This is a genomic window from Pseudomonas sp. ADAK2 (assembly GCF_012935755.1).
GTDB lineage: Bacteria > Pseudomonadota > Gammaproteobacteria > Pseudomonadales > Pseudomonadaceae > Aquipseudomonas.
In genome coordinates, this window is record NZ_CP052862.1 from 4,336,733 (window position 1) to 4,350,000 (window position 13,268).

Below are 13,268 nucleotides of genomic sequence, written 5' to 3' on the forward strand. Positions count from 1 at the left end.
TTGCAGCGTACGACAGATCCTACAAAGTGATGCGGTCGAGGTATTGTTGCAGCGATCTTTTACAAGGTTTGACAACGTGTATAACAGTCACTAGTGTCCATTTGGATCCAAAAACAACTTCAGTCATTCAGGGTGCGCAGTAGTGACACAGAAGCCCAATCCTCTAAACAGCATCAAGGTCAACGGGCCGATTCCCGCTCACCTGGCGCGCTCGGTCATCGAAGAGACCCTGCGTTCGGCCATTCTCGACGGGCGCATCCCTTGCGGCACCGCCCTGCGCCAGCAAGACCTGGCCGACCTGTTCGGCGTCAGCCGCATGCCGGTGCGCGAAGCGTTGCGCCAGCTCGAAGCGCAATCGTTGCTCAATGTGGTCGCCCACAAAGGTGCCGTGGTCGCTGCGCTGGTTCAGGGCGATGCCGCTGAAACCTATGAGCTGCGAATCCTGCTCGAATCCGAAGCACTGCGCCGCTCGATTCCCTTGCTTGGCACTAACGATTTCGAGCGCGCTGCGCGCTACATCGAAGAATTGGAAACCGAGCACAACTACACCGAAATCGGTCGGCTCAATCGCCTGTTTCACATGACCTTGTACAACAAGGCACCCAATCGCCGGCTATTGCGCCTGGTGGAAGACGGGTTGAACGAAGAAGAGCGCTTCCTGCGCTTCAACCTGGAGGCGATGGGCCTGGGCAAACTGTCCCAGGGCGATCACCGGGACCTGCTGCGAGCCGTTGAAGACCGCGATATCGAACGCGCGGTAACCCTGCTGGAGCATCACCTCAACCGCGGTGTCGAGGTCATCACGCGCTACCTCGACAATCCTGCTACCCAGAAGAAAACCTCGAAGTAGCACGCAACCCCGCGCATAGGCGAGCCATTTCGCTCGCCTTGTCTGGCTGATCCCCGTCCTGGGTTACTCGGCGAATAACTTTCTTACAAATCCCTCATTCGTACCTACCGGGCCGACCGGGCGATGCCGTTCCTGCCAGTCCTGAGCCCTGCTTTCAACTCCCCCTTCCTGCTCGATAAATGCCGTCAGCGAATGACGCACCAACGATAGCGGCTGCCGTCATTTACGCTCACTCTTGGGCCTGCCAACCCAACAATGACGGATGACGCGCCGCAGCCACGGCGTAGTCAACGCACCAAGAACCTACGGAAGGAGTCTTGCCACGGGAAAGGAAGTCAACGGCATATTCCCGGCCAACTTCCATCCCCTCAGATCACACCAACGACTGCAGTTTGAAAGTTGCTCTGAGTGAGGCATTCACTCTCTTTTTCGATTCTGACTTATATAAGCCGGAAGGAGCAACTTCATCCAAATAAAACTCAAGCCAGAAGTTTTATTGGAACTTGTCGCGCCCGCGAAAGTTGAACTTTCAAATAATATAAAAATAACTTGCCGAGAACTTTATTGATGTATTAGTTTTTCTCCGCCGCCATTGGATCCAGGCACATCCCTGATCCAGCAAGGCCTGCAAAGAATGCCTCATTGCTCAAACACATCAATTCGATTGAGGACTGCGCTCGCCAACAGAAAACATTAACCCACTGTCGCTTATTGATTACGTCCCCTTTTGGTATTCCCGTTAACTTATAGGCTCGTCCATGAAATCGACTAAAGACCGTCTCAATCAAAAGAAAGCAGAACTTAGCGCCCACCCAATCTTTGGCGAAATACATTCGCTGTCTATTCTGCAGCGCTTTATGGAAACCCATGTCTTTGCGGTCTGGGATTTCATGTCGCTGACCAAGCGCCTGCAACAGGAACTGACCTGCGTGCAACTGCCCTGGCTGCCGCCGCGAGACCCGCAGGCAGCACGGCTGATCAACGAGATTGTGCTTGGCGAAGAGTCCGATGATCGTCCCGCCAATGGTCACTACAGCCATTTCGAGTTGTACCTGGATGCGATGCGTGAAGTCGGTGCAAGTACCGCGGCCGTCGAGCGCTTCGTGGCGCTGCAAAAGGAAGGCGTGAGTTATGACGTGGCGCTGCAAAGCGTGAATGTCGATCCGGCCGCCGCGCAATTCGTGCGCGACACCTTGCACACCGCCCTGCATGCCCCCGGCCATAGTGTCGCCGCCGCGTTTTTGCATGGTCGCGAGAGTGTGATTCCGCAGATGTTCCAGCGGATTCTCGATGACTGGGGCATTGGCATCGAACAGGCACCGACCTTCCGCTACTACCTGGAACGCCACATCGAAGTCGACTCGGAAGACCACGGCCCGGCTGCCGAAAAACTGCTCGCCCGGCTGGTCGATGGCGACCCGCAACGCCAGGAAGACGTTTACGCCAGCGCCATCGCCGCCGTGGAAAGCCGCATCGCCCTGTGGGATGGCTTGCGCGTCAGCATGAGCGAATCCTTGGGCGAGGTGAGCGCATGAACGCTGCCGACTACCAATCTTTCGCCGACGCCTGGGAAAGCCGCGCCACCATCCGCACCCGGCCCCGGCGCGTGCTGGAGAACGACGACAAGCTGATCTACCCGTTGAGCCGCCAACCTTTGGTGCTGAGCGACACCTTCCTGCGCGAGTGCCCGGAGCAACGGGACTTCGCCTTGGTGCAGACGCTCTACAAATTCATCAACGACGTGGTGATTTTCGAAACAGAGATCGTCGACAAGACCGCTCGCAGCATCGCCAAGAACCGCTTCGCCGTGGCTTTCCCGTTCGCCTGCCGCTACGACGCCATGACCGTGGTGGTAGACGAGGATTACCACGCGCTGGTGGCAATGGATTTCATGCAGCAGACCGTGGCGATGACCGGCATCACGCCGATCGAACTGCCGGATGAAATCGAGCTGAGCCGGGCGATTCCGGCCGCCGTGGCCCTGGCACCGGAACACCTGCGCAGCGCCGTGGAGTTGATCTGCGTGGCCATCGCCGAGAACACCGTCACCGGCGATGTGGCGGCGTTCGCCAAGGACGATACGGTCAAGCAGTCGATCAAGGGGCTGATGGCCGATCACTTGCTGGACGAGGGTCGTCACTCGAGCTTCTGGGCGCGTCTGGTGCGCATCTACTGGCACACCGCGAGCGAAGCCGACCGTCAGTGTATCGCGCAGATCCTGCCGGTGTTCATCAGCCATTACCTGACCAACGACATCCAGAAGTCCTTCGACTTTCGCCTGATCGAGTCCTTGCAGATCAGTGACGCCGCGCGCCGGGCACTCAAGAGCGAAGTCTCGGGGTTGGCCTTCCCGATCAATCGCCATCACCCGCTGGTCGCCAACATCGTGCGGTTTTTCCGCAGCAGTTCGTTGCTCGATTCGCCGTGCGTTCAGCAAGCCCTGGGCGACTACCTGGTTTAACGAGGAGAACATCATGAGACGTCTCGACATTGCGCTTACAGGGCAGAGCCAGGCTTTGACCGACCTGGCGCTGGAGCTCGAACAACATGGACATTCACTGGTACGGCTGACAGATGTCAGCGAGCCAGGGTTGGGCAGCGTCGATTTGGTGATCGACGATGCCAGCCTGGTCTTTCCCGACTTCGGTGAGGTGCCGCGATTGACGTTGCAGCTGGGTGTCGGCGGGGCTTCGGGCCTGCCCACCCTGGACGTGCTGTGCACCTATGGTTCAACGCTGTTCACCCGCGTACCGATTGCCGAGGAACCGTCCGGCAATGGCCAGGCGTTGCGTCTGCGTGCGGTGGCGGAACTGGTGGATCACGTGGCGCTGCTGGTCAGCCGTTTTTCCCGGGATGCCGAGTATTTTTTATCCGCTGAGCCGACGGCGCCCGTGCACTTCGAACGGGTGGAAAATCTGCTGTTTCTTGAGCGCCTGGCGTTCGTCCATCAGCTCAACATGACCGCGCACGATGGGCTACTGCAACTGGGTCAGATCCCGATGATCGAGCGGCTGGAACAGCGCTTTATCCAATGCGCCGCACGACCCGCGCTGAACATCGCCGGCACCTCGCTCAGCTATCGCCAGTTGCATGCTTACAGCCGTGCGATCCAGCAGCGTTTGCAGCCGTTGCTGGATCAGCATCGAGGCTCGTTGGTGGTGGGTATCTGCCTGCCGAAAAGCAGCGCGTTGTATGCGGGGATTCTGGCAATTCTCGGCAGCGGTGCGGTGTACCTGCCGCTGGAGCCGAGCCATCCGCTGCAACGCCAGCAATACATCCTGGAGAACGCCGGCGCGGTGTTGTTGCTGCATGATGGCGAGCATCCCCTGGCGGGTCAGGTGCCGGGCCTGGACATCAGCCGTATCGACATCGACGACGCGGATCTCGAACAACCGTTAATGCACCGACGACCCACCCTCGACGCGCCCTGCATGGCGCTCTACACCTCGGGCACCACCGGGCACCCGAAAGGCGTGTTGCTCAGCCAGGCCAATCTCGCGCACTTCACCGCGTGGTATGCGGACTACGTGCAACTGACTGAACAGAGTCGGGTGTTGCAGTTTTCATCGCTGAGTTTCGACTCTTCGCTGATCGATATTTTCCCGACACTGCTGCAGGGCGCGGAGTTGATCGTGCCCAGCGATGATCAGCGGCGTGATCCCTTGCAACTGGTCGAACTGATCCGTCATCAGCAACTGAGCCACGCCTTCCTGCCGCCGGCGCTGTTGAGCATTCTGCCGCTGGATCAGTTGCAGGTGCTCGATCATGTAATGACCGGCGGCGACGTCTGCGAACCCTACGTCATCGAGCGACTGACCCGCCAGGGCAACCTCTACAACCTCTATGGCCCCACCGAAGCCACGGTGCTGATCACCGCGCGGCAACTGCGGCCCGGCGACAACAACCGCACCCTCGGCGGTCCGATTGCCAACAGCCAAGTGCTGATTCTCGATGAGGACTTTCAACCGGTGGCGGAACAGACCGTCGGTGAGTTGTACATCGTCGGCCCGGGCGTGTGCCTGGGTTACCTGAACAATCCACAGCAAACCGCCGAACGTTATCTGGACCTGAAACTGCCGAACGCTAAAAGCCTGCGGGCCTACCGCACCGGCGACATGGCGAAGTGGACCGGCGACGGTGTCGAGCTGTGCGGACGCCGGGACAATCAGGTGAAAATCCGCGGCTTCCGGGTCGAGCCGGAAGAGATCGAGCGTTGCCTGCGCGACAGTCAGTTGTACCGACAGGTGGCGGTGGTGATCGACAGCCAGCGACGGATCCTGGCGTTCCTCGCCCAGCCGCAGGAAGAGCAACCGGGTGCCGCGCGCGAAGCGTTGAAGGCCCACGCCGTGCAGTTCCTGCCGGACTACATGCAACCCGGTGCCTGGACGGAGTTGGCGAGCATGCCGTTCGCCAGTAACGGCAAAGTTGATCGCAAGGCGCTGCTGGCGCTGCCGGTGACGGTGTTGGAGAACAGTGCCCGTCGGTTGCCGGTCAGCGCCGATGAAGCGTTGCTGCTGGAGATCTGGGCCGAGTTGCTGGAGCTGCCGGCCAGCGACATTTCCACCGATGAAAGCTTTTTCAATCTGGGCGGTCACTCGATCCTGCTGTCGCGGATGTTGTTGCGCCTGCGTGAGGAGTTCGGACGCAGCATTTCGATCAACCGCTTCATCGAACTGCCGACCATCGCGAAGTTGGCGACGCTGGTGCGCGGCTCGGGCACAGAAGAAGTGTTGAGCGAACAGGCGATGGCCGATGCCTTCCGTGAGCTGGAGATCCAGCCGCTGCCGGTCAGCCGCATGGGTGATGTGCACAAGGTGATCGTCACTGGCGCCAACAGTTTTGTCGGCGTGCACATCGTCGAGGCGTTGCTGGCCTGGGGCGCCACCGAAGTTGCTTGCCTGGTGCGCGATGGCGGTGGGCAAACGGCGGCTGAGCGCTTTGCCCAGGCGTTGCGCGAGAACCGACTGGAGCATCTGGACTTGCATCGGGTGCAGGTTTACGCGGCGGACATCACGCGTCCGATGCTGGGGCTTGCGGAGGACGTCTACGAGCGTCTGGATCGGGAGTTTGGCGCACTGGTGCATAACGCGGCCAACGTCAATCACGTGCTCGATTACGAGTCGCTGGCGCGGGATAACGTCGAGCCGATCTTCGAATGCCTGCGTTTGTGCGAAGGGCGCAGCAAGAAGATCTTCAACTTTGTCTCCACGCTTTCGGCGTCCAGCACGATTTCTGACGATGGCCGGGTGCTGGAATTGCCCGCCGCGCAAACGCCACCGATCTACATCAAGAACGGCTACAACCTGTCCAAGTGGGTTGGCGAGCGGATCCTGGAACGGGCGCGAGAGCGTGGTGTGCGGGTCAACTTGTATCGCCCCGGCAACATCAGTTTCAACAGCCTCACCGGCGTCTGCCAGCCGCACAAGAATCGCTTGATGCTGATGCTCAAGGGTTCGATCCAGCTCGGTCAGGTGCCGGAGTTCACCCTGAACTTCGACCTGATGCCGGTGGACTTCCTCGCTCGCTTCATCGCTTTCCATGCCAGCCGTTATCAGCCGGAACACGCGGTGTTCAACCTGCACAACCCCGAGCCGCTGAGCTGGGATGCCTACGTCAATTCGTTTCGCGAAGCGGGTCGGGAATTCTCGATGGTCAGCGTCGCCGACTGGCAGCAGCAACTGGGCCGGGTCGACAGCGACAACGCGCTGTTCGGCGTGCTGGGCTTCTACCTCAACGGCTTTGAGGAAGACATCGGCGACATCTCGATGATCGGCCACGACAACGCCCAGGCCGGCGTCCGGCAGATGGGCGCGCACTACCCGCAAAAGTCCCCGGCGCTGCTGCGTCGCGGCTGCGATTACCTCAAAGAAATCAACTTCATCTGAACCACCCCACTGGAGCAAAACCATGAAAACCCTGCAACCCGATACCCTGATCAAAAACCCACACGGCTGCCACGTGGCGTCCTCGGTGGACGTGCCTGCGGACGCGTTGAAAGTCTGGGCGGTGGTCGGCAACTTTGCCGGCTTCGACGCCTTTATCCCGGCGCTGTCGCACATCGAGATGACCGGTGAAGGCGTGTCGTCCCTGCGCAAGAAAGTCTTCAAGGACGGCAACCTGGTGGTCGAGCAACTCAACTCCCGGGACGACCAGGCGCTGAGCATGACCTGGACGACCATCTACAACACCTTGGGCGTGGCGAACTTGTGGGCGGCGATGAATGTGGAATCGCTGGGCGAAGGCAAATCGCGGGCGACCTGGACCATCATCGCTGAACCGGCCCAGGGCGACGCTGAGGCGTTACCGGGGTTCAAGGATTTCGTGCAGGGCTTTGCCGATGACGCGATGAACAATGTGTTGAAGCTGTTTGCATAAGGCATGAAAAAGCCCGCTGTGGAGGTGATCCACAGCGGGCTTTTTTACATCGATAGATCAGATTTTGAAGCTGTCGACCAATTGCTTCAAACGGTTGGCCTGCAACGACAGAGCATCGCAATCCTTCAATGTTTCATTGAGGTTGGCCACGCTTTGCTGGTTCAACAGGTTGATCTGGTTGACGTCGACGTTGAGGGTTTCCACGACTGCAGTCTGCTCTTCGGTCGCCGCGGCCACCGATTGGTTCATGCCGTCGATTTCGCCGATGCGCTGGGTCACGCTGACCAGGCGCAGACCGGCCTGGTTCGCCACTTCAACGCTCTCTTCACTGGAGACCTGGCTGGCGTTCATGGTGGTCACCGCTTCGCGAGAACCGATCTGCAGCGAGGTGATCATCTTGTGGATCTCCTCGGCCGATTCCTGGGTCCGATGGGCGAGGTTACGCACCTCGTCCGCCACCACCGCAAAACCACGACCGGCTTCACCGGCACGGGCCGCTTCGATAGCCGCGTTCAGGGCCAGCAGGTTGGTCTGCTGAGAGATACCTTTGATCACATCCAGAATGTGCCCGATGTTGTCGGTGCTGGCATTCAGGGTTTCGATCTGGGTGCAGGACAGGCTGATTTTCTGCGACAGCTCGGTCATGGCCAGGATGGTTTTTTCCACCACCTGACGACCGTCGTCGGCCTGCTCGCTGGCGCCGCTGGCGTGCTGCGAAGCATCGGCGGCGTTGCGGGCAATTTCCTGGGTTGCGGCGCCAAGCTCGTTGATCGCGGCAGCCACACTGTTGGTGCGAGCGCTTTGTTCGTCGGAACCGATGATCGAGGCGTTGGATGAGGCCATCACGCGTTGCGACAGATCGTGCACCTGACGGGTCGCCGAGGACACTTCGGAAATCGACGCGTGAATCCGCTCTACGAACTGGTTGAATGCACCGCCCAGTTCTCCGAACTCGTCTTTGCTTTCCACGGCCAGACGACGGGTCAGGTCACCTTCGCCCTGGGCGATGTCTTTCATCGCACGACCCATGGTTGTCAGCGGGCGCATCAGCACGTTGATCAGAAGGCTCAGCAGCACTGCAATGGCGCTCACGGCGATAAACATCGCGATCAGTGCCGAGGTGCGGAATTGGCTCAGCGGGGCGTAGGCCTTGTCCTTATCGATCGACAGCCCGATGTACCACTCGGCATTTGGCAAGCCACTCACTGGGGTGAACGAGAGGATGCGGTCCTGCTTGTTCAGGGTGACTTCCTGATTACCCTTCTCGATGCGTACGCTGGAACCTGGGTAGATGTCCTTCAGGTTCTTCATCACCTGATCTTTGTCCGGGCTGACGATCACCTGACCGTCGGCGCTGACCAGGAACGCGTGGCCGATACCACCGAAGTCCACCGAATTGATGATCTTCACCAGGGTTTCCAGACTCAGGTCACCGCCGACAACGCCGAGCAGTTCGCCGTTCTTTTTCACCGGCATGGCGATTGTCACGACCAGGCCACCGACTGCGGCCATGTAAGGCGGGGTCAGCATGGTTTTGTCGGCAGCAACGGCTTGCTTGTACCAAGGACGCTGACGTGGGTCGTAGCCGTCCGGCATCTTCGCGTCAGGGCGCTGGGTGAAGACACCGTTGGCCTGGCCGACGTACGTGAACTGGAAGTTCGAGGTAAAGGCCGGTTGATCGACCAATCCTGGCAGATCGGCATTCGCGCCTTGGTGAGCAACGTTCTGCGCCAGGTTTTCCAGCACCAGCACGCGGCCGCTCATCCAGTTCTGCACGCTGCTGGCGGTCAAGTCGCCGGCTTGCTGGACAGAAGATTCGAGGTTTTGCCGAATGGTGTTTCGCTGCAAATAGTCGTTGTACAAAGTGAACAACGCGAAAGCCAGCACCACGACGCCTGAAGCGGCCAGCAGGATTTTATGGCTGAACTTGAGATTCATTTCATGGGACTTCTTATGCAAAAAGTGGGGATGCGTTCCGGATTGCAACATTCCATGTAACAGCGCAGACGGCTTTCTGAGGCCGCTCTACTTTGGTGCACGCATGTCTCACCAGTTTTTCGGCACGAGAAGGATAAATCTTAGGGGTTTGTATGAAATGGATGACATTCACGCCAGATTCCCGCCGAACGGCGTACTAGAGCGTCTGGCTTAGCTTTTAATTCCTTTGCTGTCGCTCGGCGCTTTATCTGCTCCAAAACGACAAAACCCCTGTCTGCGCTAGCAGACAGGGGTTTCGGAATTCAATCTTGACGATGACCTACTCTCACATGGGGAAACCCCACACTACCATCGGCGATGCATCGTTTCACTGCTGAGTTCGGGATGGGATCAGGTGGTTCCAATGCTCTATGGTCGTCAAGAAATTCTGTGACCAGCCCGTTACCGCAGTAACGTGCCAGCAAAAAACGGTGACTTCTACTAAAACAAAACCCCTACCTGCATACGCAGATAGGGGTTTCGGAATTTAATCTTGACGATGACCTACTCTCACATGGGGAAACCCCACACTACCATCGGCGATGCATCGTTTCACTGCTGAGTTCGGGATGGGATCAGGTGGTTCCAATGCTCTATGGTCGTCAAGAAATTCGGTAGCCAGCTCGTTTGCCTTTTCAGGTTCACGCTCCAGCGAATGGGTATGCGATAGATTTGTGTGTTTTTTTGCTGCGAACTTTCGGTTCATTGCGTCTTCACACACCGCAATCTGGTCTCTCTCGAGTTCACAAATTGCTTGGGTGTTATATGGTCAAGCCTCACGGGCAATTAGTATTGGTTAGCTCAACGCCTCACAGCGCTTACACACCCAACCTATCAACGTCGTAGTCTTCGACGGCCCTTCAGGGGACTCAAGGTCCCAGTGAGATCTCATCTTGAGGCTAGTTTCCCGCTTAGATGCTTTCAGCGGTTATCTATTCCGAACATAGCTACCCGGCAATGCCACTGGCGTGACAACCGGAACACCAGAGGTTCGTCCACTCCGGTCCTCTCGTACTAGGAGCAGCCCCTCTCAAATCTCAAACGTCCACGGCAGATAGGGACCGAACTGTCTCACGACGTTCTAAACCCAGCTCGCGTACCACTTTAAATGGCGAACAGCCATACCCTTGGGACCGGCTTCAGCCCCAGGATGTGATGAGCCGACATCGAGGTGCCAAACACCGCCGTCGATATGAACTCTTGGGCGGTATCAGCCTGTTATCCCCGGAGTACCTTTTATCCGTTGAGCGATGGCCCTTCCATACAGAACCACCGGATCACTAAGACCTACTTTCGTACCTGCTCGACGTGTCTGTCTCGCAGTCAAGCGCGCTTTTGCCTTTATACTCTACGACCGATTTCCGACCGGTCTGAGCGCACCTTCGTACTCCTCCGTTACTCTTTAGGAGGAGACCGCCCCAGTCAAACTACCCACCATACACTGTCCTCGATCCGGATAACGGACCTGAGTTAGAACCTCAAAGTTGCCAGGGTGGTATTTCAAGGTTGGCTCCACGCGAACTGGCGTCCACGCTTCAAAGCCTCCCACCTATCCTACACAAGCAAATTCAAAGTCCAGTGCAAAGCTATAGTAAAGGTTCACGGGGTCTTTCCGTCTAGCCGCGGATACACTGCATCTTCACAGCGATTTCAATTTCACTGAGTCTCGGGTGGAGACAGCGCCGCCATCGTTACGCCATTCGTGCAGGTCGGAACTTACCCGACAAGGAATTTCGCTACCTTAGGACCGTTATAGTTACGGCCGCCGTTTACCGGGGCTTCGATCAAGAGCTTCGCGTTAGCTAACCCCATCAATTAACCTTCCGGCACCGGGCAGGCGTCACACCCTATACGTCCACTTTCGTGTTTGCAGAGTGCTGTGTTTTTAATAAACAGTCGCAGCGGCCTGGTATCTTCGACCGGCATGGGCTTACGCAGTAAATGCTTCACCCTCACCGGCGCACCTTCTCCCGAAGTTACGGTGCCATTTTGCCTAGTTCCTTCACCCGAGTTCTCTCAAGCGCCTTGGTATTCTCTACCCAACCACCTGTGTCGGTTTGGGGTACGGTTCCTGGTTACCTGAAGCTTAGAAGCTTTTCTTGGAAGCATGGCATCAACCACTTCGTGTTCTAAAAGAACACTCGTCATCAGCTCTCGGCCTTAGAATCCCGGATTTACCTAAGATTCCAGCCTACCACCTTAAACTTGGACAACCAACGCCAAGCTGGCCTAGCCTTCTCCGTCCCTCCATCGCAATAACCAGAAGTACAGGAATATTAACCTGTTTTCCATCGACTACGCTTTTCAGCCTCGCCTTAGGGACCGACTAACCCTGCGTCGATTAACGTTGCGCAGGAAACCTTGGTCTTTCGGCGTGGGTGTTTTTCACACCCATTGTCGTTACTCATGTCAGCATTCGCACTTCTGATACCTCCAGCAAGCTTCTCAACTCACCTTCACAGGCTTACAGAACGCTCCTCTACCGCATCACCTAAGTGATACCCGTAGCTTCGGTGTATGGTTTGAGCCCCGTTACATCTTCCGCGCAGGCCGACTCGACTAGTGAGCTATTACGCTTTCTTTAAAGGGTGGCTGCTTCTAAGCCAACCTCCTAGCTGTCTAAGCCTTCCCACATCGTTTCCCACTTAACCATAACTTTGGGACCTTAGCTGACGGTCTGGGTTGTTTCCCTTTTCACGACGGACGTTAGCACCCGCCGTGTGTCTCCCATGCTCGGCACTTGTAGGTATTCGGAGTTTGCATCGGTTTGGTAAGTCGGGATGACCCCCTAGCCGAAACAGTGCTCTACCCCTACAGTGATACATGAGGCGCTACCTAAATAGCTTTCGAGGAGAACCAGCTATCTCCGAGCTTGATTAGCCTTTCACTCCGATCCACAGGTCATCCGCTAACTTTTCAACGGTAGTCGGTTCGGTCCTCCAGTTAGTGTTACCCAACCTTCAACCTGCCCATGGATAGATCGCCCGGTTTCGGGTCTATTCCCAGCGACTAGACGCCCTATTAAGACTCGCTTTCGCTACGCCTCCCTATTCGGTTAAGCTCGCCACTGAAAATAAGTCGCTGACCCATTATACAAAAGGTACGCAGTCACCCAACAAAGTGGGCTCCCACTGCTTGTACGCATACGGTTTCAGGATCTATTTCACTCCCTCTCCGGGGTTCTTTTCGCCTTTCCCTCACGGTACTAGTTCACTATCGGTCAGTCAGTAGTATTTAGCCTTGGAGGATGGTCCCCCCATATTCAGACAAAGTTTCTCGTGCTCCGTCCTACTCGATTTCATGACTAAGAGATTTTCGCGTACAGGGCTATCACCCACTATGGCCGCACTTTCCAGAGCGTTCCGCTAATCTCAAAGCCACTTAAGGGCTAGTCCCCGTTCGCTCGCCACTACTAAGGGAATCTCGGTTGATTTCTTTTCCTCAGGGTACTTAGATGTTTCAGTTCCCCTGGTTCGCTTCTTAAGCCTATGTATTCAGCTTAAGATACCTAACTTATGTTAGGTGGGTTCCCCCATTCAGACATCTCCGGATCAAAGTCTGTTTGCCGACTCCCCGAAGCTTTTCGCAGGCTACCACGTCTTTCATCGCCTCTGACTGCCAAGGCATCCACCGTATGCGCTTCTTCACTTGACCATATAACCCCAAGCAATCTGGTTATACTGTGAAGACGACATTCGCCGAAAATTCGCAATTACTCACAAATTTTACCTTAGCCTGATCCGTTACCAGTGAAAGTAACGTTCAGTCTATCTTTCTATCACATACCCAAATTTTTAAAGAACGATCTAATCAAAGACTAGAAATCAATATTCATTTCAGAATATTCATTTCTAAACTCTAACGACACAAGCCACCTTAAAGGCTGGCTTATCGTCTTCTTCAATGAATCAAGCAATTCGTGTGGGAACTTATGGAGCAGCTGATGTCGTCGATTAAGGAGGTGATCCAGCCGCAGGTTCCCCTACGGCTACCTTGTTACGACTTCACCCCAGTCATGAATCACACCGTGGTAACCGTCCTCCCGAAGGTTAGACTAGCTACTTCT

Annotated in this window: 6 protein-coding genes and 4 rRNA genes (1 of these 10 cut by a window edge); 5 read left to right on the top strand and 5 right to left on the bottom strand. The window is 56.7% G+C overall.

Annotated features, from left to right (window positions below; genetic code table 11):
- Positions 1-142: 142 nt before the first annotated feature.
- The 5 genes from HKK52_RS19860 to HKK52_RS19880 all read left to right on the top strand — a co-directional run bounded on the left by HKK52_RS19860 (position 143) and on the right by HKK52_RS19880 (position 7,225).
- A complete protein-coding gene (locus tag HKK52_RS19860; RefSeq protein WP_169372234.1) occupies positions 143-850 on the top strand; it encodes a GntR family transcriptional regulator in 708 nt (235 codons plus the stop codon).
- A gap of 758 nt (positions 851-1,608) precedes the next feature.
- Complete coding sequence (locus tag HKK52_RS19865) at positions 1,609-2,385, top strand: DUF3050 domain-containing protein (protein WP_169372235.1); 777 nt, start codon at positions 1,609-1,611, stop codon at positions 2,383-2,385.
- A complete protein-coding gene (locus tag HKK52_RS19870; protein WP_169372236.1) occupies positions 2,382-3,311 on the top strand; it encodes a diiron oxygenase in 930 nt (309 codons plus the stop codon). The genes HKK52_RS19865 and HKK52_RS19870 overlap by 4 nt, the downstream gene beginning before the upstream one ends.
- A gap of 13 nt (positions 3,312-3,324) precedes the next feature.
- Positions 3,325-6,735, top strand: a complete 3,411-nt coding sequence (locus tag HKK52_RS19875) for a non-ribosomal peptide synthetase (protein ID WP_169372237.1) — start codon at positions 3,325-3,327, stop codon at positions 6,733-6,735.
- A gap of 22 nt (positions 6,736-6,757) precedes the next feature.
- Complete coding sequence (locus HKK52_RS19880) at positions 6,758-7,225, top strand: SRPBCC family protein (protein ID WP_169372238.1); 468 nt, start codon at positions 6,758-6,760, stop codon at positions 7,223-7,225.
- 57 nt (positions 7,226-7,282) lie between these two features.
- Here the strand turns inward: HKK52_RS19880 and HKK52_RS19885 are convergent, their stop codons facing one another.
- The 5 genes from HKK52_RS19885 to HKK52_RS19905 all read right to left on the bottom strand — a co-directional run.
- Positions 7,283-9,163, bottom strand: a complete 1,881-nt coding sequence (locus HKK52_RS19885) for a methyl-accepting chemotaxis protein (protein ID WP_169372239.1) — start codon at positions 9,161-9,163, stop codon at positions 7,283-7,285.
- A gap of 306 nt (positions 9,164-9,469) precedes the next feature.
- Positions 9,470-9,585: ribosomal RNA gene (rrf, locus tag HKK52_RS19890) — 5S ribosomal RNA — on the bottom strand.
- Between the two features lie 108 nt (positions 9,586-9,693).
- A 5S ribosomal RNA gene (gene rrf, locus HKK52_RS19895) occupies positions 9,694-9,809 on the bottom strand.
- Positions 9,810-9,967: 158 nt separating this feature from the next.
- A 23S ribosomal RNA gene (locus tag HKK52_RS19900) occupies positions 9,968-12,856 on the bottom strand.
- Positions 12,857-13,156: 300 nt separating this feature from the next.
- Positions 13,157-13,268, bottom strand: a 16S ribosomal RNA gene (locus tag HKK52_RS19905); it runs 1,427 nt beyond the window's last position.
- The 16S, 23S and 5S rRNA genes sit together here, the layout of an rRNA operon.